Annotated in this window: 16 protein-coding genes; 4 read left to right on the top strand and 12 right to left on the bottom strand. The window is 61.2% G+C overall.

Going from position 1 to position 19,763, the window contains the following annotated elements; all coding sequences use genetic code 11:
• Positions 1–52 precede the first annotated feature (52 nt).
• From H0Z09_RS11030 to H0Z09_RS11040, 3 genes are read left to right on the top strand one after another with little or no spacing between them, the layout of a single operon-like run.
• Positions 53–733, top strand: coding sequence for a class I SAM-dependent methyltransferase (locus H0Z09_RS11030; RefSeq protein ID WP_186690465.1), 681 nt, complete (start codon positions 53–55; stop codon positions 731–733).
• A 4-nt stretch (positions 734–737) separates the two neighbouring features.
• Positions 738–1,457, top strand: coding sequence for a lipopolysaccharide kinase InaA family protein (locus H0Z09_RS11035; RefSeq protein ID WP_186690467.1), 720 nt, complete (start codon positions 738–740; stop codon positions 1,455–1,457).
• Positions 1,454–1,681, top strand: a complete 228-nt coding sequence (locus tag H0Z09_RS11040; RefSeq protein ID WP_076949806.1) for a hypothetical protein — start codon at positions 1,454–1,456, stop codon at positions 1,679–1,681. The genes H0Z09_RS11035 and H0Z09_RS11040 overlap by 4 nt, the downstream gene beginning before the upstream one ends.
• Before the next feature lie 70 nt (positions 1,682–1,751).
• On the opposite strand, the gene H0Z09_RS11045 is transcribed toward H0Z09_RS11040, so the two are convergent.
• The 5 genes from H0Z09_RS11045 to H0Z09_RS11065 form a co-directional block, all read right to left on the bottom strand.
• Positions 1,752–4,829 (bottom strand): multidrug efflux RND transporter permease subunit, encoded by a 3,078-nt coding sequence (locus tag H0Z09_RS11045; RefSeq protein ID WP_186690469.1) that lies wholly within the window; start codon positions 4,827–4,829, stop codon positions 1,752–1,754.
• Positions 4,826–5,983 carry an efflux RND transporter periplasmic adaptor subunit gene (locus H0Z09_RS11050; protein WP_186690769.1) on the bottom strand — a complete coding sequence of 386 codons (1,158 nt, stop codon included), beginning with the start codon at positions 5,981–5,983 and terminating at the stop codon, positions 4,826–4,828. Before H0Z09_RS11050 ends, H0Z09_RS11045 begins: the two co-directional genes overlap by 4 nt.
• Before the next feature lie 218 nt (positions 5,984–6,201).
• The gene (locus H0Z09_RS11055; protein WP_186690770.1) at positions 6,202–7,299 is read right to left on the bottom strand and encodes a DUF1513 domain-containing protein; all 1,098 of its coding nucleotides are present in this window, start codon (positions 7,297–7,299) and stop codon (positions 6,202–6,204) included.
• Positions 7,300–7,301: 2 nt separating this feature from the next.
• Positions 7,302–8,366 carry an imelysin family protein gene (locus tag H0Z09_RS11060; protein WP_186690471.1) on the bottom strand — a complete coding sequence of 355 codons (1,065 nt, stop codon included), beginning with the start codon at positions 8,364–8,366 and terminating at the stop codon, positions 7,302–7,304.
• Positions 8,367–8,397: 31 nt separating this feature from the next.
• Positions 8,398–9,837 (bottom strand): di-heme oxidoredictase family protein, encoded by a 1,440-nt coding sequence (locus tag H0Z09_RS11065; protein ID WP_186690473.1) that lies wholly within the window; start codon positions 9,835–9,837, stop codon positions 8,398–8,400.
• Positions 9,838–9,975: 138 nt separating this feature from the next.
• Between H0Z09_RS11065 and H0Z09_RS11070 the strand changes: the two genes are divergently transcribed.
• A complete protein-coding gene (locus H0Z09_RS11070; protein WP_076949801.1) occupies positions 9,976–10,539 on the top strand; it encodes an NAD(P)H nitroreductase in 564 nt (187 codons plus the stop codon).
• 130 nt (positions 10,540–10,669) lie between these two features.
• Here the strand turns inward: H0Z09_RS11070 and H0Z09_RS11075 are convergent, their stop codons facing one another.
• From H0Z09_RS11075 to gap, 7 genes are all read right to left on the bottom strand, one after another.
• Positions 10,670–12,808, bottom strand: a complete 2,139-nt coding sequence (locus H0Z09_RS11075; RefSeq protein WP_186690475.1) for a methyl-accepting chemotaxis protein — start codon at positions 12,806–12,808, stop codon at positions 10,670–10,672.
• Positions 12,809–12,945: 137 nt separating this feature from the next.
• On the bottom strand, positions 12,946–13,347 hold the full coding sequence (locus tag H0Z09_RS11080) for a YbaN family protein (protein WP_186690483.1): 402 nt from the start codon (positions 13,345–13,347) through the stop codon (positions 12,946–12,948).
• Between the two features lie 156 nt (positions 13,348–13,503).
• Entirely contained in the window at positions 13,504–14,112 is a 609-nt protein-coding gene (locus tag H0Z09_RS11085) for a biliverdin-producing heme oxygenase (protein WP_186690484.1), read from the bottom strand.
• Between the two features lie 133 nt (positions 14,113–14,245).
• Positions 14,246–16,810, bottom strand: coding sequence for a TonB-dependent receptor (locus tag H0Z09_RS11090; protein ID WP_186690486.1), 2,565 nt, complete (start codon positions 16,808–16,810; stop codon positions 14,246–14,248).
• A 115-nt stretch (positions 16,811–16,925) separates the two neighbouring features.
• Positions 16,926–17,894, bottom strand: coding sequence for a FecR domain-containing protein (locus tag H0Z09_RS11095; RefSeq protein WP_186690488.1), 969 nt, complete (start codon positions 17,892–17,894; stop codon positions 16,926–16,928).
• A 75-nt stretch (positions 17,895–17,969) separates the two neighbouring features.
• A complete protein-coding gene (locus tag H0Z09_RS11100; protein WP_186690490.1) occupies positions 17,970–18,488 on the bottom strand; it encodes a sigma-70 family RNA polymerase sigma factor in 519 nt (172 codons plus the stop codon).
• Between the two features lie 203 nt (positions 18,489–18,691).
• Positions 18,692–19,693 carry a type I glyceraldehyde-3-phosphate dehydrogenase gene (gene gap, locus H0Z09_RS11105; protein WP_076949794.1) on the bottom strand — a complete coding sequence of 334 codons (1,002 nt, stop codon included), beginning with the start codon at positions 19,691–19,693 and terminating at the stop codon, positions 18,692–18,694.
• Positions 19,694–19,763: the final 70 nt, after the last annotated feature.

The following is a 19,763-nucleotide window of genomic DNA, read 5'->3' on the forward strand; positions in this document are numbered from 1 at the left end:
ATCACAGACTGCTGCCTAAGGTTGTCGGCATCAGCAACTGGAGATCTGCAAGATGTCGACCCCGATCAAACTTGAATTTTCCGACAAGTACGACGACGAGCATGCCCACGAATATTTGCTCAAGCATCAGGACAATCTGGCTCGCCGGTTGTCCCACAAACGCGACGAGCAATTGGCCCGTGGCGCGCTGGCGATGGCGGGTGAGCCCGGCCTGGTGCTTGACCTGCCGTGCGGAGCCGGGCGTTTCTGGCCGCTGCTGGCCGAAAAACCCAACCGTGTGATTATCGGTGCCGATAACTCTGCATCCATGTTGAAGGTCGCGTCGGTCGCCCAGCCCGCCGAAGTGGTGAAACGGGTACGGCCCTTGCAGACATCTGCATTTGATATCGATCTGCCGGATAACTCGGTCGACAGCATTTTTTGTATGCGCCTGTTGCACCACATTGGTGACCCGGCGCACCGGCTGGCGATATTGCGGGAGTTTCAGCGCGTTACCCGTGACAGCGTGATCATTTCGCTGTGGGTCGACGGCAATTTCAAAGCCTGGAAGCGCAAGCGTCTCGAAGGGCAGCGTCGCAAGAAAGGTGAGCAGGAAGGTTACCAAAACAGATTTGTGTTACCGGCTGCTACTGTCGAAGCGGAATTCGAGGAAGCCGGTTTTCGTGTTCAGGAGTCCCTGGACTTCATACCGCTGTACGCCATGTGGCGGGTGTATGTATTGCGCAAGAGGTAACACGATGGCAGTTGAGTGCGTAGCAGGTAGTCACGTAGCTCCCGAAGAGAGATTCGATTATTTCTGGCGCCAGCAAGGCGAGTGGGTTGAAGAGCCCAACCGCCGGCGGGGTGGTGAAAGTGGCGTGCAGCGCGTAATGAGCGCCAATGGACGCTTGCTCTACAGCAAGCGCCAGACCGGACATATCTACCGCAGCTGGCTGCACCCCTTCGGCCGCCCCACCGTGTTGCGCGAGCGCGACGCCATCAAAGGCCTGCGCCTGTTGGAAGTGCGCGTCCCGGAGATGGTGTTCTGCGAAGCGCGCCGCGACCCTGAGCACCGCTGGCAGGCCCTGCTGGTGACAGCCGCCCTCGACGGCTTCGATGAAATTGAAAACTGGTACGCCGCCGGTGGCCGTGAGCGCTACGGTGAGGGGGTACACGAGCGTGTACTCAAGGAATTGGCCGGCACCCTGGCGCGCATGCACAAAGGCCGCTGGCAGCATGGCTGCCTGTACATCAAACATATTTTCGTACGGGTGACCGGCGAAGGTGACTCGGCCAGCGTACAAGTGGCGCTGCTGGATTTCGAGAAATGCCGCCAGCGCCTGACCGCTTATCGAGCAGCGTCCCATGACATGCTGCAATTGCGCCGCCATTCGTCGTGGAGCGATACCGACTGGCAAAAACTCAGCTACTTTTACGAGACGGCGTTTGGCAGCGCTATCAAGGGTTTAAGCAGATGAAGCTAGAAATAGCACGAGGTTTGTTTCTGGTCGGGGCGCTGGGCGTTGCAGCCGTGGCGCTGGCGGCGTGGGAACAGCCTCGCACACAGGTACTCAGTGCAACGCACAGTGGCGAGCAATGCCCGCTGCCGCGCGTTGCCAAGGCAAGTGTGGCGGTCAAGCCTGATCATGACCTGTTGCTGTTCATGTTCGGCATGTCGCAAGGCATGAGGCCGCAGAGTTGAAACGGTTCAGACAACAATACAAGGCCTCGCCATGCGAGGCCTTTTTTTGCACGTAAATCGCACCTGCTTATCACTCAAGCCGGGATTGTCGCGGCAGGGATGCGCTGCCGGCTGTCCGGGCTGCAGGGTCTGCCTTGGTCAGCACTGTGTACACAGTGGGCAGGACGAACAAGGTGAATAGCGTCCCGATCGACATGCCGGTGGCGATCACCAGGCCAATATCAAACCGACTGACCGCGCCTGCTCCGCTGGAAAAAATCAGCGGAATCACCCCCAACACAGTTGCCATGGTCGTCATCAGCACAGGTCGCAAGCGGATTGCGGCGGCCTCCTCGACGGCGGCGCCGGGTGACAGGCCTTGTTCCTCGCGCAGTTGGTTGGCGAATTCGACGATGAGGATGCCGTGCTTACTGATCAGGCCGATTAACGTGACCAGGCCGATCTGCGTGTAGATGTTCAGGGTCGACCAGCCCAGGAACAGCGCGACCAATGCACCACATATCGACAGCGGCACCGTCATCAGTATCACCATGGCGTCGCGCAGGCTGCCAAACTGTGCCGCCAGCACCAGGCCGATGATTGCCAATGCCAGGCCGAAAGAGCCCCAAAGCGCATTTCCCTCCTGAACAAACTGGCGGGTAGCGTTGCTGTAATCGAAGGCGTAACCGGGCGGCGCCTCCTCTTCGGCGATGGTTTGCAGGGTTTGCAGCGCATTGCTCATGCCCACGATTGGAAACCCGGACACGATGACCGAGTTTAGCTGTTGGAACTGATTCAACTGCCGTGGCCGCACCCGTTGGCTGGATACCTTGATCAACGTCGAAAGAGGCAGCAGTTGACCCTTGGCGTTTTTGACGGCGTAGTGGCTCAACCATTGCGGGCTGTCCCGGTAGGTGCGCTCGACCTGGGCAATCACTCTGTAGAGCTGGCCTTCGATACTGAACCGGTTGATTTCCGTTTCCGCCAGCAGAGTTGCCAGCGTCAGGCTCAGGTCTTCCATGGATACGCCCATTTGCGCGGCCTTGGTCCGGTCGATGTCGATCACCACTTCGGGGCGGTCGAACGCCAGGTCGATGTCCACGTAGGCAAACTTCCCTGAGTCGATCGCGCGCTGTTTGATGCGTTCGGCCACGCTCATCATCGACTCATAGTCTTGCTGGGAACTGATCACGAACCCGAACGGCAGCCCTTCGCCTCCTCCCGGCAGGGAGGGCAGGTTGAAGGCGAAGACTTGAAGGCCGGGAATACTGTCGAGTTTTTCGCGTAAGGGCCCCAGGACCTGCGCCTGTGTCCGATCACGCTCTTTCCAGGGTTTGAGTAGAAAGCCCCCGACCCCCGAATGCACGCCTTCAAGGCCGTTGATCTGGAATGAAGTCTGGTATTCGGGCAGGGTCTTGAAAGGCTCGATAAAGTCTTGCGTATAAGAATTCAGATAGGAAAGGTTGGTCGGCTGCGGCGCATTGGAAAGGATGAATATCAGGCCCTGGTCCTCATCGGGGGCCAGTTCCGACAGGGTGAACATGAGCATCACCGGAATCAGGCCGAGGACGAGCAGGGCGAATACCAGAACCACCGAGCGTGCCTTCATGACCTGATGCAGGCGGCGCTGATAGCGGCTTTTCAATGTATTGAAGAAACGATCCAGGATCAGGGCCAGGCCTTTTGGCTGTTCCCCTGGGCGCAGCAGCACGGCGCACATCATCGGTGACAGCGTCAGCGCCACGATACCGGAAATCACGACGGCGCCAGCGAGCGTCAGGGCGAACTCTTTGAACAACGCACCCGTAAGACCTTGCAGGAAACCGATAGGTGTATACACCGCGGCCAGTGCGATGGTCATGGACACCACTGGCGCACAAATCTCCCTTGCGCCTCTGATTGCAGCTTCAAGGGGGGACTGACCCCTTTCGATATGCCGGTGAATGTTTTCCATCACCACGATGGCATCATCGACGACCAGGCCGATCGCCAGAACCATGGCCAGCAGCGTCAGGATATTGATGGAGTACCCCATTGCTTGCATGAAGAACAGCGTGCCGATCAAGGACAGTGGAATAGTGATCACCGGAATCATCACCGAACGCAACGAACCGAGAAATAAAAACACCACCAGCACGACTATCAGCACGGCCTCCATCAGGCTGGACAGCACTTGGTCGATAGATGCGTTGATGTACAGCGTCGAGTCATAGGCAACGTTCACGTCCAGGCCGGGCGGGGCCTGCGATTGCAATTGCGGCAGCAGTTCGCGAACGTGCCTGGCCAATTCCAGCGGGTTGGCCTCGGGGGTCGGCTTGATGCTGATATAGATAGCAGGCACACCGTTGAACGTACTGAAACTCTCGTAGTTCTGTGAGCCCATTTCCACCCGTGCCACATCACCCAGGCGTACCTGGCTGTCGCCATTGGTTTTCAGGGGGATCGCACTGAAGCCCTCGACCGATTGGAGTTCGGTGTTGGTCTGGACGCTGGTGACCACCCATTCACCGGTCACATCACCTGCGGTGGGTTGCACGTTGTAGCGCTTGATTGCCTGCGCGACCTCGCTGGCGCTCAAACCAAACCCGGCGAGTTTTATCGGGTCCAGCCACAGGCGCATGGCGAAACTCTGGTTACCGATGATCTGGGCTTCGGCCATCCCCGGCAGGGTCACCAGCCGAGGCTGGACCACACGCCGCAGGTAATCGGTGATCTGGGCATTGTTCATGGTTTCGCTGGAAAAGCTCAGGTACATCAGCGCGGTATTATCCGCCGCGACTTTGCTCAAAATCGGCTCTTCAATGTCGCGAGGCAACTGGTTCCTGACTTCATTGGTCTTGGCCAGCAGGTCGGTGAACAAGCGGTCGTTGTCGGCACCGACTCGGCCGTAGATCGAGATGACCGAAATGTTCTGGCGGCTGGAAGACTTCATGTAATCGATGCCTTGCGCGCTTGCCAGGCTCTTTTGCAGCGGTTGGGTGATGTAGCTCTGAACACTTTCGGCACTTGAACCCGGGGAAACCGTGGTCACCGTGATCAGCGCACTTTCCATTGTTGGGAATTGGCGCAGTGGCAGTTTCCCGTAGGCCTGCAAGCCCAGTAACACGATCAGCAGACTCACCACCAGCGCAAGTACCGGGCGGCGGATGAACAGGTCGGTGAAGGTCATTCCTGATGCTCCCGACGGGCCGGCAGTGGCCGGTCACCTGGCTGAGTCCTGTCAATGCTGATGCGCACCGAGGTGCCATGCTCCAGCTTGTTCTGGCCGGCAGTGACAATCTGTTCACCCTGATGCAGGCCTTGTTCAATCACCACAAGGCCATCACGCCGCTCGCCGGTCTGGACCAGGCGGCGCTCGACGATCAGGACCGGCGTACCGTCCTCATGCAGCGTCTGCCCCTCGCTGTCGTCGGGTTGTGTCACAACGTATACGTATTGGCCGTAGGGACTGAACGTGATCGCGCTTTCCGGGATTACCGTGCGCAATGCCGGGTCAGCCAGCAGTATCCGCAGGTCGGCGAACATGCCTGGCAGCAGGCTTTCGGGTGGGTTGGCCAGGGTCGCGCGGACCAACACATTTCGGGTGCTGTCATCAACGATCGGGTTGATCGCGCTGACGTTGGCGATGCTGAAAACATCCGGGCGTGCGGAGACTTCGACCTGAACCGACTGGCCGATCCTGATCAGTTGCGCGGCTTGCTCGGGGACATGGAAATCAACGAAAAGGCTGCTGGTGTCCTGCAGGCTGGCGATCACTGTGCCACTTTGCAGGAAGTCACCCCTGTCGACCTGGCGAATACCAATGGTGCCGCTGAAAGGGGCGACGATGTGTTTCTTTTTCAGCGCTTCGTGACGTTGCGCAACAATAGCATTGTGCCGCTTGAACTCGGCACTGAGCCGGTCGTACTCGCCTCGGGAGATGGCATTGATCGCCACCAGTTCCTTGCCGCGTGCCAAGTTCTGCCGGGCCAGGCTTTGGTCGGCCTGCGCCATGTCCAGCTCGGCCTGTTCGGTCTGATGCTCAAGCTGCAGCAACAGTTGCCCTGCCTCGACCGCTTGTCCCGACTCGAAGAGCAACTGCGTGACGACGCCGGGCATTTGCACACTCAGATCGATCCCTTGCGCTGCCTTGACCGTGCCGGCCGCCGGCAACTGGTGCTGCCAGCGTTTTTCAAAAACACTGGACACCGCCACGCTCACGGGCGGTTTCGGCGCATGCAGAATCTGCAGTTGTTGGTAAACCCAGAGCGCTTTGTAACTGGCAAGCATCAGTACGACTAACAGGACGATGCTGAGCATGGTAATCATCCGACGGCCCGGCATGGCTGGTTCCTTATGGGGGTAGGTTGCGCGGCGCTGCATGAAGGGCGCACAGGCAGGACCGTCCGGCGGCCCGATGAGCGCCGCAGTTTTCACGAGAAAGAAGGGAGGGATAAGCAGTAAAGTCGGGAGTTTCTGTAGGGATACAGATCGCGGGGTGAAAGACATTTCCGTATGTCTTGTAGGGGCAGTACGAGTGTTACGGGGAGAGCGCCTGAGCGTCAGATCAGATGCAGATGGTTATCCCAGAGCCCAGCCGGCAACTCCAGCGGTTTGGCTACCAGCTGTTTCTGGCGGCAATCGTAGAAGCGGCAACGGCCCTGGCCCGATGTCACGACAAACCCATCGTCCACTGCGCCCACGCCGGCGCAATCAGGCAAGGGCGCATCCAGGCGTAGCGCACCGCTGTCCATGTCCCAGATGAAGAAGCGGTTGCCCCGTGGCGCGGTCAACGCCACCAGGCGCAGTTCGCTGTGCACCGCGACGCTGGCGGTGTAGTGCCCCATGGCCTGCAATTGTTCATCGGCCACCGGGAAGGCCGCGAACGGCTGGCCCGGACGTTTGATCGCCAGCAACTCCGAGCGCTCCTGGGACGGCCCCATGAATTGCTGGCCGGTGAGGATGGTGCCATCGCTGGCGATCCCCATATGGCGCACGCTGTTCATCTGCTGGCCCAGGGTTTCCTTGCTGATCAGGCTGCCATCGCGCTGCATCAGTACCAGGCTCGGTTCCATGGCGTCGAGGTTCATCTCCACGCGGCTTTCGGCTTCGGTACGTATGCCGCCGTTGGCCACCACCAGGGTCTCGCCATCGGGCATCCACGACACCTGGTGCGGGCCGATGCCGTGGGTGGAGATTTCGCCGCTGTGCACCAGCCGTTCGCCTTCGAACCGGTACACGCCGAGCAGCCCACGGCCGGGGTCGGACGTGTCGTTTTCGGTGGCGTACAGCCAGTCACCGCTCTTGTGGATGACCGCGTGGCCGTAGAAGTGGCGATTGGCGTTGGAGGTGATGGTTTGCAGCAGCGCGCCATTGCGCAGGTCGACCAGGTAACTCTCGGTGCCCGGGCGACGGGCTACAAACAGCGCAATCGGTAGTGTCGGGTGGTTGATGATGTCGTGGCAACGCTGGCCGACCTGGGTGGCGAACACTTGTTTGCCGTCCAGGCGATAACCCACGGCGTAGTGCTTGCCGTCTGCATCATCGCGCGCCGACAGCAGCAGCGGGCCCGCGGATTTGCCTTTGAATAGCGTCCAGCCACCCAACGTGAGCGCGCTGAGCAGCACGCTGCCAACGGCCAAAACCTGTCGCCTGAGCATCATCAGTCACCGTCGTTGGCGTTAAAGCCCAGTTGGATGCCCAGCGCCTTGGCCAGCTCGCCTTCGTGCAGGCGGTGGACAACGTTGAGGCTGTCGTAGAGGTCGTTGAGCTGTTGGCGCCCGGCGTCGTCGGCCAGCAGTTCATTGAGGGTGCGCTGGTTGCTGGCGAACAGTTTCAAGGATGCGGCATAGGCGGCGTCGATCTTGTCGGCCAGCGGCTTCTGCTCGGACGGCAACAGGCCGCGCAAACCTTTGTTGTCGACCCCGACCCACACGGTCTGGGCAGCGGCGAGGCTGGCCTCGAGGCTCTGCAGGGACGACTGGCTGCGCCATGCGTCGGCCTGGAACGGCTGCGCAATGCCCTTGGTCTGGCGACCCATCGGCGTGCCGAGCTTTTTCTTCAGGGTGTCCAGGGCGGTCACCTGGACGCGTAACAGATCGGCGATGGCTTCGTGGGAATCGGCGTAGCGCTGGTTCGGAAACTTGGTCATCTGCGCCAACATGCCGTCGGTGCTGTTCCAACTGGCCAGGATTTCTTCGGCGAGGGCCTTCTGACGCTCGCCGATGGCCACCAGCAGCGGGCAGTAACGGGCTTTCTGGGCGTCGTCGGCGAGGTCGGTCTTGGCGTCATAGAGAATGTACTCGTAGGCCGACAGGCCTTGCACGACTACGCTGGACTTGGCCAGGGCCGCGCCATCGATCTGTGGCTGGCTGGCAACCAGTTGCTCGACCTGGCGGCCGACCAGGTTCTTCTTGTCCGGCCAGAACTGCACCTGCCACGCACGGTTGCCTTCAGCCAGCGGGCCGATCAACAGCGGTTGCAGTTCGGCCCAGGCTTTCTGCGCATGCAGGAAGTCGGCGCGGGCGGTATCCAGGCTTTCCTTGCCCTGGCAATAGGCCAGGGCGCTGACGGCCAATTGGCGGTCGGCTTCGACCCAACGGCTGTAGGTTGGCAGGATCACTTGCTTGGCGATGGCCGCCGAGGTCACCGCTTGCGGGTCCTGGGGCGAGCAGGCGCCCAGGGCAAGGGCGGCAAGGCTGGTGAACAACAACTTGGGACGGAACATGTCGAGCTCCCTTCTGTAAGTGGGGCAAAGCTTATAGAGCATTCAGGAACGCCAGCAACGCAGCGCGTTGCTCGGCATTGAAGGACAACACATGCTGCTGCGCCGCCTGTGCTTCACCGCCATGCCACAGCACGGCTTCGAGCAGGTTGCGGGCGCGGCCATCATGCAGGAACTGGGTATGGCCACTGACGGTCTGCGTCAGGCCGATGCCCCACAACGGCGGTGTGCGCCAGTCGCGGCCACCGGCCTTGAATTCGGTGCGGTTGTCGGCGAGGCCCGGGCCCATGTCGTGCAACAGCAGGTCGCTGTAGGGGCGGATCACCTGGTTGGCCAGTTCAGGTTCGGCGGCAGAGGCCGACGTGGTGAACGACGGCGTATGGCAGCCCTGGCAGCCCGCTTGATAGAACAGGTTCTTACCGGCCAGCACCTGCGGCGAGTCGACGTCACGGCGCACCGGCACGCCGAGGTTACGCGTGTAGAACAGCACCAGGCGCAGGATATTGTCGCTGACTTCCGGCTCGCCCTGCGGGCCATTGCCGTTGGGTGCCTGTTTGCAGGCGACTTGGGTGGCGGTGCAGTCATCAAAGGGCCTGAGAGATGTGGTGAGGCCCATATCACCAGAAAACGCGTGAACATTTTGTTGATTGAGGTTGGGCTGACCGGCTTTCCAGCCGAAACGCCCCAGCACGGTTTTCTGCTGGGCGTCATCCCACACCTGGTTGGCGCGGCCGACGATGGCGCCCTTGGCGGCGGTCTTCGGGTCGGTGTTGCGCAGGATATCGGCGTCGCTGATGGCTTCGAGCAGACCCAGGCCGATCATCGGCGGGGCGATGCGTGCCGAGAAGCGCGTGTCCGGGTGCATCGGGCCGTAGCTGAGCTGGGTGATCTGCAGGTCCGGCTTGCGCAACTCGACCACCGTGCCGTCCTTGAACGTGACGTTCACCGGGGTGTAGTCGACCCGCACCTTGCCTTCGGGCGCGACGCCGGGCACCGCCATGTCCTGCAGTTGCCCGCCGTAGACCGGTTCGGGCACCACGCCGGTCTGTTCGATGAGGCGCGCATAGTCCGGCGGATCCTGGGTAGACAGAGGGATCGACAGGCGCACCAGCATCGACACCGCATTGGGGGCGTCGGGCAACGGCGGGTGGCCACGACCGTCTTTTATATGGCAGTTCTGGCAGGCATTGGTGTTGAACAGCGGGCCCAGGCCATCACGCGCCGTGGTGGTGGACGGCGCGATCACCCAGGGGCTGCGAAAGAAGCTGTTGCCCACGCTGAAATCCAGGCGACGCGTGGGCGACAGGTTGGCCGAAGGCAGGGAAAACGCGTTCTGGTCGCGCTTGTTCACCGTCGCGACGCCGCCCGCTCGCGATTCACCGGGCTCGGCCTGGGTGAAGCGAGGCGCGTCATCGCAGGCAGCCAGGCTCAAGGCCAGCAGTGCTGCGTACAGGCAAAAAAGCGAACGGAACATCGAGTTTCCCGAGCGAAGACACAAAATGAGGGCGCAAAGTTTAACAGGGCGGGGCGCAATGAATAAGAGCAATTATCGTTTGGTCGAATCCGATTCATTCCCGCTAGAATGACCGCACATTTTTCTCTGGAGGTGGCCATGCAGGCTCTCGACGCTTTGCTCAACCGTGTTTCCGTGCCGCGCTTGCTGGAACCGGCACCGACCCAGGAGCAGCGCGACGTGCTGTTCGCCGCAGCCATGCGTGCGCCCGACCACGGGCAATTGCGGCCTTGGCGTTTCCTCACGGTTGAAGGCGCTGCCCGCGAGCAGATGGGCACGCTGCTGGCCGAAGCGGCCCGCCTGCAGGATGCCGACGCACCGCAAGCGGCCATCGACAAGGCGCAGAACGGTCCGTTGCGCGCGCCGCTTGTGGTGGTGGTGATTGCCCGTCTGCAGGAGCATTTCAAGGTGCCGAAATCCGAGCAACTACTGGCCGCCGCCTGCGCGGCCCATGGCATCCTGTTGGCGGCTTATGCACAGGGGATTGGTGCAGTGTGGCGCACCGGCGAATTGTCCTATTCGGCCCACGTCGCCAAGGGCCTTGGGCTCACGGCGGGCGAGGAAGTGATTGGCTTCCTCTACCTGGGCACGCCGCAGAACCCGCCGCGTACGGCGCCGAAGGAAGACCTGACGCCCTTCGTGCAAGCCTGGCCCGGCGTTTAAACCACCACAATCCTGGGGGAGCTGGCTTGCCTGCGATAGTCTCGACTCGGACCCTCAGGGAAACCGAGTCGTCTGCATCGCGGGCAAGCCCGGCTCCCCACAGGGGATCTCTGGTGTCCGAGGGATCGGTTTACACCTTGAACTGATCCATCAACTTCATTTGCTGGCTGGCCAACGCATTGAGTTGGCTGCTGATAGCCGCCGACTCGGTGGCCTGGCCGGTGAGGGTTTCGGTCACGGTGCGGATCGCCGAGACGTTGCGGTTGACCTCTTCGGCCACCGCGCTCTGTTGCTCGGCGGCGCTGGCGATCTGCAGGTTCATGTCGCTGATCACGGTGACGGCCTCGCTGATCTTGCCCAGGGCCTGCACCGCTTGGTGGATCTGCCCGGCGTTGCTCTGGGCCTGGCTCTGGCTCGAATGCATGGTTGCCACTACGCCTCGCGTGGCGCTCTGGATGCGTTCGATTACCAGGCGAATTTCTTCCACCGAATCCTGGGTACGCTTGGCCAGGTTGCGCACTTCGTCGGCAACCACGGCAAATCCTCGCCCGCTTTCTCCGGCGCGCGCCGCTTCGATGGCGGCGTTGAGCGCCAGCAGGTTGGTCTGCTCGGCGATGCTGCGAATCACTTCCAGCACTGAGCCGATCTGCTCGCTGTTGACCGCCAGGGCTTCGACTTCGCCCACGGCCTTGCTGACTTCTTCGGCCAGAGTTGTGATGTCGCGGGTGCTTTTCTCGATGATCGACATGCCTTCACGCGCCGACTGGTCGGCACCGCGTGCCGCGCTGGCGGCGTTGGAGGCGCTGTTGGCCACGTCATGGGCGGTGGCGCTCATTTCATTGGAGGCGGTGGCCACCTGGTCGATTTCGCGGAACTGCACTTGCATGCCTTCGCTGGTCTGGCGCGCGATGGCCGATGACTGGTCAGCGGTGCCACGGGCGTCGGTGATGCTTTGCTTGATCTGCGCGATGGTCGGTTGCAGCTTGTCGAGGAAGCGGTTGAACCAGTTGACCAGTTCGCCCAGCTCATCCTTTTTGGCGTAGGCCAGGCGCTGGGTAAGGTCGCCGTCGCCGCTGGCGATGTCCTTGAGCATGGCGGCCACGCTGTTGATGGGGCGGGTCACGCCGGTGGCGGTCAGCCAGATCAGCAACAAACCAAGCAAGCCTGCGCCGGCGCCCACCAGCAAGGCCTTCAGGGTGCCGCTGGCCTGGGCTTCGTCGAGCAGGCCTTGCAGCTTCAAGGCATCGGCGAGCATCACGTGCTTGGGCAGTTTGATCACCACGCCCCAGGCCTTTGCATCGGCGATGGGCTTGACCGGGTAAACCGCGCGGATCGTATCCCCCTGTTCCCGGTTGACGTAGCTGTCACTGGCCAGCAATTGCACGATTTCCTTGCCCTCGGCACCGAGGATGTCGATCAGGTTCTTGCCCACCTTGGCCGGCTCACCGCTGTAGGCGGCAATCAGGCCGGTGCTGGAGATGATCTCCAGGTGCGTGGCGCCTTCGAACAAGGTTTTTTGCGCGGCATCGGTGAGGGCTTGCAGGCTGTTGAGGGCGATATCAAGACCGACCACACCAATAACCTTGCCGTCCACGATCAATGGCAAGGAAATGGTAGTCATCAGTACCGGCGTGCCGCCCACCGTGTCTTCGTACGGGTCGAGCAAACAAACGCTGCGCGTATCCCGCGGGCAGGTGTACCAGATGTTGTAGGGCGTACCGCTAAGGTTGAGGGTGGTCTTGGTCAGGTCTTCTTCGACCATGATGGTGTTCTGGCCTTGGCCGCCGGCGCGGCTCCAGTAGCTGGAGAAGCGGCCTTTTTCGTTGGACGCGCGAGCCTTGTCGTCGATGAATTCGCTATCCTTGCCATCCAGGCCGTTGGGCTCGAATGACAGCCAGACGCCCAGCACCTTGCTGTTGCGTTCAAAGGTGGTCTGCAGGCTCTGGTTGAGTTCTTCACGCAAGGCGCCCGGTTCCAGCGAGCGCTTGGCGGCCAGGTTGCGCAAGTCCTTGACTTGATCGGCAAGGGCGGTCACCACCAGCAGGTTTTCGCCAAAGGTCTTCTGTAGCTGTACCGCTTGTTCGGCGGCTTTGGATTGCAGCAGGTTCTCCACACTACTGGTGAGCATTCGCGAGCTTGAATCACTGATCAGATGGTCGTTCTGATTTGTTTCGTACAGGTTGATGCTGATGATCAGCGCGATCACACCCAACAGGCACAGCCCGGACAGCAGCACGATTTTCAGGCGGATGGAGAGGGTGTCGAACATAGGTCACTCGCGAATGGACAGGTGAAAACGCAGGCAGGCAGGGCCAAGTCCATTCGACGCCATGCCTGAAACATCGGCGTCTTAAATCAATTCATGAGAGGCAGGCGATGAGTGGTAGGAAAACGCTACGCGCGGCGTTATACGGGTGCTGCAAGCCGTTCCGGGCGTGACCAGATCCACAGGTTGCCCAGGCTCATCCCGGCAATCGCCAGGTAGATCGGCCAGCCGTGGTCGAGCATCACCAGCATCAGGATGGCGCACAGCAGCATGCTCAACGTGGCGCTGACCTTGGCCCGGCGGGCGATGATCCTGCCATTGCGCCAGTTGGACAGGATCGGCCCGAACAGCCGGTGGTTTTCCAGCCAGGCACTAAGGCGTGGCGAGCTTTTGGTGGCGGCCCAGGCGGCCAGCAGGATGAACTCGGTGGTGGGTAAACCCGGTATGACAATCGCCACCAGCCCGATGCCCAGGCTGACGTAGGCCAGCAGGCCGAAGAGGAGTTGCGCGATTCTTGAGGTGGGTTGGGGTTTGCCGGTCATGGGTAAGGATATCGCAGAAAATCACTATGAAATGAGATCCAAATGTGGGAGCGGGCTTGCTCGCGAAGGCGGTGGATCAGTCACATCATCTTGACTGACACGCCGCCTTCGCGAGCAAGCCCGCTCCCACATTTTTTATCGCATTCCAACCAAGGGTCAGACCAGTTCAGGCGCGCTAGCGTACGCCTGTTCCAGCAATACGGTGAAGCGTACAAACGCGTCGATCGCGCCTTTTTCCGCTGCGGCTTCTTCCTCGGCGCTGAATTCCAGGGCGTCGAGGGTGCGGGTGAAGCGTTTCCAGCCTTCGGCGCGACCACCCGCCGGCTCGCCCAGGTGGCGGGCGCCGAAGGTTTCGCTCAGGCCCAGGCCTACGGCGCGCTTGATCAGGAACGCTGCGCCCAGTTTGGAACCTTCCGACACGAACAGCCAGCCCAGGGCTTCGGCCTTGCCGGGGTGCTTCACGGCGCCGGCGACCGGTGCGGGAACATCGGTGTCCAGGTCGGCCAGGTCCAGCCTGGCGGCTTCGGCGCGGCAGCGCTCGGCCAGGTCCGGCACGATCTGGTTCAGCTCGGCATCGTTGTACAGCGCTACCAGTTCCGACTGGAACAGGTACTGCGCCACGACGAAGCGCGCGAAGTTGGCCTGGGTTTCGAAGGGGGCGTGGGCCTTGACCAATGCGTCGAGCTTGGTGTGTGGCTCATGGGTGATCTGGTTCAGGCGCTGGGAGCGTAGGCTTGGGCGTTCTGGGGTAGGGGAAGCGGTCATGAAAAAATCCTTTAGAAGGGAAGCGCCTGGGTGCCCGAAGAGAGCTGTTATCAACTAGACGAACAAGAAGACGCGGCACAGTAAAAAATCCTCACCTCGCCGGTAAGATTTCGACGAGGTGAGTGGGATCGGGTTAGATGTCCCAGATCACGTTGATCGCGAAGTTGCGCCCCGGCTGGGTCAAGCGGTCGAGGTTGGCCGGCGAGGTCACACCGGCTTCGCCGACGCCGTCGTAGCTGCGCACGTCATCCCAGTTCCAATACTTTTTGTCGGTCAGGTTGTAGAGGCCGCCGTTGACGGTCACATCGTTGGTGACTTTGTAGAAGGCGGTCAGGTCGAGAACGCCGAAGCCCGGGGTCTTGAACGGGCCCGTGGCGCTGCCGTCAGGCGCATGGAAGGTGGTGCTGTCGACGCGATCCTGTTTTTTCACCAGGGTCCAGCTCAGCAGGCCACCGTAGTTGTCCTGGTCGTAGCCCAGGCCGAATACGCCCTTGAGCGGGTTGACGCTGTTGAGCGCCTCGCCATTGTCGTCGTTGCGGCCATAGGTGTAGCCAATCGAACCCTGGCTGTACAGGCCTTGCGGCGCGCCGAACGCGTCAAGGTCCAGGCGCCCTTTGGCTTCGATCCCCTTGATGGTGGCGTGCTTGATGTTGTTGGCTTCGAATTGCTGTGAGGTACCGCCGGCGACGGAGGCGTCCTCGTCGATAAAGTTGCGGTATTTGTTGTAGAACACGGCTATATCAAACGAACCGGAATCGAAGTTGCCGCGGATCCCTGTTTCCACGCCCTTGCTGCTTTCCGGCTTGAGGTCCGGGTTGGGTTCCACGGTGTAACCCTGCTGCAGGTTCTCAAAACGCCCGTACAAGGCTTTGGCGGAAGGGGTGCGGAAGCCTTCAGCGTACTGGCCAAACCAGGTGTAGTGATCGGTCAGCGCATAGGTCAGGCCGAACTTGGGCGTCACACGGTGCCAGGTTTTTTCCTTGTCGCTGTGGGCGTAGATCCGCGTCGGGTCGACGGTGTTGAGGAACTCTTCGGTCAATTTGGGCTTGAGTTGGGTGTAGTCGTAGCGCACGGCGGGCAGGAATGTCCATTTGCCCCAGGCGATCTGGTCCTGTGCGAACAGCGAGTAAGTGTTGATGGTCGGATCCGGGAAATCGCTGGCCTTCCTCACGCTGTCACCGGCCGATGGGCTGGGTGCGCCGATGGCCGTGCAACCGCTGCCGACAGCCAGGCAGGTGGCGGCGCCTTCGCGGGAGCCGGTGACTTTCTGCTGCTTGAGAGTGGTGCCGTAAGTCACCTGGTGATCGGTGTCGCCGATGTTGAAGGCCTTGTTCAGCTGGGCATCGAAGACCCACTGTTTTTCTTCATACAGGGTTTCGCGGGTGCGCAAGACACGGCGGGACGGCTGGTAGATTTCGGCGGTGGACTGGTCGGTCTTGGCGATCTGGTAGTTGAGGCTGGTCTTGATCTGATCGGCAATCGGCGAGTCCAGGGCGAAGCGGTTTTCGATACCGAAACGCTCGCGGGTGATGGTGTCGTTGCCGGACCGCGCACGGTAGAAGTTGAAGCCGCGCCCGCCGGTGAACGGCCCGCCCACGGCGCTTTTCAGGTTGACGTCACGATCATCCTTGTACTTCTCGTACGTCAGCCCAAGGCGATTGTCATCGCCGTAGTTCCAACCCAGCTTGGCCAACACGTTGGTGGTGCGTGCCTCTTCCGGGTTGGCGCCGGTGCGCGCCAGGCCGGTGGCGTTGTTGCCGTCGTAGGACTCCATTTCGTGGCCATTGCGCTGGCTCAGGTGCAGCAAGCCGTCGAAGTCCTGTACGCGACCGGCGACGGTGCCGGAGGTCAGCCAGCTCTCGTCGGCGGAGCTGTAGCCGGTCTTCAGGCGGGCGCCGTAGTCTTGACCGGGTTTGATAATGTCATCCGGGTCGAGGGTAAAATAGCTGACGGCGCCGCCGATGGCGCTGCTGCCGTACAGCGCCGAGGCCGGGCCGCGCAGGATCTCCACGCGCTTGACGATTTCCGGGTCGACGTAGTTGCGGCGGGTCTTGGCATAGGGGCCGTTGAAGAAGTTGTCCGGCACTTCCACACCATCCACCTGGGTGAGGATGCGGTCGCCGTCGATGCCGCGAATGTTGTAGCCCGAATTGCTCGAGCGGCCCCCGGCGCCGCCTACCGAGACGTTGGGTTCATAGCGCACCAGTTCACGAATGGTATTCACGTTCTGGCGGTCGAGTGCTTCGCGTTCCTGCACGCTGACGGTGCTCGGTACGCTGCTCACGTCCTGCTCGTTGCGGGTGGCGCTGATGGTCACCTGTTGCAGGTTGAGGGTGCTGCCCGCTGTGCGCTTTTCCAGGACGATGTTGTTGTGGCCCAGTTTGCGGTAGCTCAGGTTGGTCCCCACCAACAGCCGGTCCAGGGCTTTTTCCGGTGACAGCGGGCCGCGTACGCCGGGCGACGACACGCCCTGGCCCAGTTCCGCCGGCAGGCCGACTTGCCAGCCGGTTACCGTGGTAAAGGCATTGAGTGCCGAAACCAGTGGCTGCTGCTCGATGCTGAAGGTGTAGTTGCCGTGGCTGCGGGGCGCAGGTTCGGCGGCGCTGGCGGTCATCACCGGCACGCCGGCCAGCAGGAGGGTAGCGGCCAGCAAGGACAGGACGGGCGAAGAAGACCGGCGGTTAAAACAAGAGGACATCGAGAGCGCTCCGGGGGTACGAATCTTATAGTTGCGCACTGACCAAATAGGAATCAGTTGCATTGACTAAGACGAGACGTACCGCCGCCTGCTATCGAGTAAAAATAATTCTCATTTAGTTCAAGATGACCAGCGCCGGATATTCCGACAGCTTGGCCGAGGTGATATGCGCCAGGGAGCGCACCACGTCCAGCGGTTGGTCGAGCCGGTAGTTGCCGGTGACGGCCACGCTGGCGAGCCTGTTGTTGGTGCTGACGATCCAGCCGGGGTAGTAGCGCCGCAGCTCGGCGAGCACTTCGCCCATCGGGCAGTTTTCGAAGACCAGCCGACCTTGCACCCAAGCCAGGTCTTTGTTGGCATCCAGCTTGGCAGGCTGGCCGAAGCCCTTGGGCCCGATGCGGATACTTTCACCCGCGCTCAGGCGCACACGGGCATCGTTCACGTTGTTGCTCAGGTCGACATCGCCGCGCTGCACTTGCACCTGGGCTTCACCGTCGAGGTAGCGCACGGCAAAGGCGGTATCGCGCACACTGGCGCGCACCGGGCCGGCGTCTATTTCCAGGGGCAGGCCGTGGCCCGGGGCTATTTCGAAGAACGCCTCACCCTGGTAGAGGCGGGCGATGCGCTGGTGGTCGCGGATGGTGCTGGAGAACGCCGAGTTGGTGTTCAGCAGCACCTTGGAGCCGTCGTCCAGTTGCAGGCGCTGGCGTTCGCCCACCACGGTAAGGTGGTCGGCTTGCAGGCGCACCGGCAGGTTGCTGAAGCTGAACAGGCCGATCAGCAGCACGGCGGCCGTGGCCAACGGTTTCCAATGCGGCTTGATCCGGCGCCAGGCGCTGGGCTTGCGCGGCGCCGCCAGGGCAACGGCGGCACTGTGCACCGGCGCGCCACCCCAGGCGGCCTGGGCTTTGGCGAACGCCTGGGCGTGGGTTGGATCACCGGCCAGCCAGGCTTCAAACTCGGCCTGCTGGCCGGGCTGCGGGCATTGCAAGGCGATCAGCCAATCGAGGGCCTGGTCCATAGCCGTGTCTTGCAACACCTCATGAGCCAGCTCATGGGGGCGCAGTTTATTCGGGTCCGTCACGGTGTGCCTCGGGTCTTCGCCACGTTCTATTCATCGTTTCCCACAGCTTGTGTCGACACTTCAGTCGGGTGCAGCTTAAGGCCGATCCAGTCGCTCGGCCACACCTACACAGATGGCCATGATCAATTTCAGTTCCTTTTGCACGGTGCTCAAGGACACCTGCAACTGATCGGCGATCTCCTGATAGCTGCAACCGTGCAGGCGACTGAGGATGAAGATCTGCTGCTGACGCGGGCTCAACTGGCCGAGGCTGACACTCAGGTGCTCGAGCAGTTGCTCGGCCTGGGTGGCATCTTCGGGCGTACTGATGGGAGCGGCGACGCTTTGCAGTACGTCCAGCGGTACATCTTCCTGCAATGTACGGGCCTGGATCCTGCGCGCGCGCAGATGATCCAGCGCCAGGTTGCGCGCGGTCTGATAAACGAAGGGTTCAAGGTGATCGATCGGCCGCTCGCTCAGGGCCCGGGTGACGCGCAGGTAGGTTTCCTGCAACAGGTCCTCAGCGGTGCTGTGGTTATTCACCATGCGCTGCAGGGTACGAAGCAGAATCACCCGTTGGGTGAGAAAGACGTGGTTGAAGCGAGATTGGCTCACAGAGATACCAGACCGGTTTGCAGTTAATGATAATGCTTATCATCAACTGAAATGGCAAGTGGCTATTTCCATGGCCTTGCGCAGGACAACTGTGGGAGCGGGCTTGCTCGCGAAGGCGGTGGGTCAGTCGATGGATATGCCAACTGGCCCACCGCTTTCGCGAGCAAGCCCGCTCCCACACAAGCCCGGTTCCCATAACAGGGTTATTCAGCGTTGCAGAGCGCCAGGCAGTTATCCAGCATACGGTTGGAGAAGCCCCATTCGTTGTCGTACCAGGCCAGCACCTTCAGCAATTTGCCGCTGACCTTGGTGTGGTTGGCATCGAAGATCGACGACAGCGGGTTGTGGTTGAAGTCGCTGGAAACCAGCGGCAGAGTGTTGTAGCCGAGGATCTTCGAATGCTGGCTGGCGTCCTTGAGCAGCGCGTTGACTTCCTCTGCCGTGGCTTCCTTCTTCAGTTGCACGGTAAGGTCTACCAGTGACACGTTGATCACCGGCACGCGCACGGCCATGCCGGTCAATTTGCCCGCCAGTTCCGGCAGGACCAGGCCCACCGCTTCGGCGGCGCCGGTTTTGCTCGGGATCATGTTCTGGGTGGCCGAACGCGCACGGTACGGGTCGGTGTGATAGACGTCGGTCAGGTTCTGGTCGTTGGTGTAGGCGTGGATGGTGGTCATCAGGCCGCTTTCGATGCCCAGCTCGCGGTGCAGCACCTGGGCAACCGGCGCCAGGCAGTTGGTGGTGCACGAGGCGTTGGAGATGATCTGGTGCGATTGACGCAGAATGTCATGGTTTACGCCATAGACCACGGTGGCGTCCGCGCCCTTGGCCGGTGCCGAGATGATCACCTTGCGCGCGCCGGCGCTGATATGGGCGGCCGCCTTGTCGCGGTCGGTGAACAGGCCGGTGCATTCGAACACCACGTCGATATTATGCGCGGCCCACGGCAGGTCGGCGGGGTTGCGAATGGCGCTGACGGCAATCCGGTCACCATTGACGGTCAGGCTTTCCTGATCGTGGGCGACCTCTGCGTCGAAAGTGCCATGCACGGTGTCGTATTTGAGCAGGTGGGCATTGATCGAACTGTCGCCCAGATCGTTGATGGCGACGATCTGCAAATCCTGGCGGTAGCCTTGGGTATACAGTGCGCGCAGGACATTACGGCCGATACGGCCAAAACCATTGATTGCGATACGAAGAGTCATTGGAAAGCGCCTATCGTCGATTTGTTGTAAGAATTACAAGATTATTCGCATAAAAATAGAAAACAAGCCT

The organism is Pseudomonas sp. SWRI18 (genome assembly GCF_014268345.1).
Taxonomy (GTDB): domain Bacteria; phylum Pseudomonadota; class Gammaproteobacteria; order Pseudomonadales; family Pseudomonadaceae; genus Aquipseudomonas; species Aquipseudomonas cedrina.

What these genes read in the sequence shown, in the direction of transcription:
- H0Z09_RS11075 (WP_186690475.1), bottom strand. Translation starts at nt 12,808, where the DNA reads ATGTTCGACACCCTCTCCATCCGCCTGAAAATCGTGCTGCTGTCCGGG.
- H0Z09_RS11055 (WP_186690770.1), bottom strand. Translation starts at nt 7,299, where the DNA reads ATGCTCAGGCGACAGGTTTTGGCCGTTGGCAGCGTGCTGCTCAGCGCG.
- H0Z09_RS11050 (WP_186690769.1), bottom strand. Translation starts at nt 5,983, where the DNA reads ATGCCGGGCCGTCGGATGATTACCATGCTCAGCATCGTCCTGTTAGTC.
- H0Z09_RS11040 (WP_076949806.1), top strand. Translation starts at nt 1,454, where the DNA reads ATGAAGCTAGAAATAGCACGAGGTTTGTTTCTGGTCGGGGCGCTGGGC.
- H0Z09_RS11030 (WP_186690465.1), top strand. Translation starts at nt 53, where the DNA reads ATGTCGACCCCGATCAAACTTGAATTTTCCGACAAGTACGACGACGAG.
- H0Z09_RS11060 (WP_186690471.1), bottom strand. Translation starts at nt 8,366, where the DNA reads ATGTTCCGTCCCAAGTTGTTGTTCACCAGCCTTGCCGCCCTTGCCCTG.
- H0Z09_RS11085 (WP_186690484.1), bottom strand. Translation starts at nt 14,112, where the DNA reads ATGACCGCTTCCCCTACCCCAGAACGCCCAAGCCTACGCTCCCAGCGC.
- H0Z09_RS11090 (WP_186690486.1), bottom strand. Translation starts at nt 16,810, where the DNA reads ATGTCCTCTTGTTTTAACCGCCGGTCTTCTTCGCCCGTCCTGTCCTTG.
- H0Z09_RS11080 (WP_186690483.1), bottom strand. Translation starts at nt 13,347, where the DNA reads ATGACCGGCAAACCCCAACCCACCTCAAGAATCGCGCAACTCCTCTTC.
- gap (WP_076949794.1), bottom strand. Translation starts at nt 19,693, where the DNA reads ATGACTCTTCGTATCGCAATCAATGGTTTTGGCCGTATCGGCCGTAAT.
- H0Z09_RS11035 (WP_186690467.1), top strand. Translation starts at nt 738, where the DNA reads ATGGCAGTTGAGTGCGTAGCAGGTAGTCACGTAGCTCCCGAAGAGAGA.
- H0Z09_RS11045 (WP_186690469.1), bottom strand. Translation starts at nt 4,829, where the DNA reads ATGACCTTCACCGACCTGTTCATCCGCCGCCCGGTACTTGCGCTGGTG.
- H0Z09_RS11070 (WP_076949801.1), top strand. Translation starts at nt 9,976, where the DNA reads ATGCAGGCTCTCGACGCTTTGCTCAACCGTGTTTCCGTGCCGCGCTTG.
- H0Z09_RS11065 (WP_186690473.1), bottom strand. Translation starts at nt 9,837, where the DNA reads ATGTTCCGTTCGCTTTTTTGCCTGTACGCAGCACTGCTGGCCTTGAGC.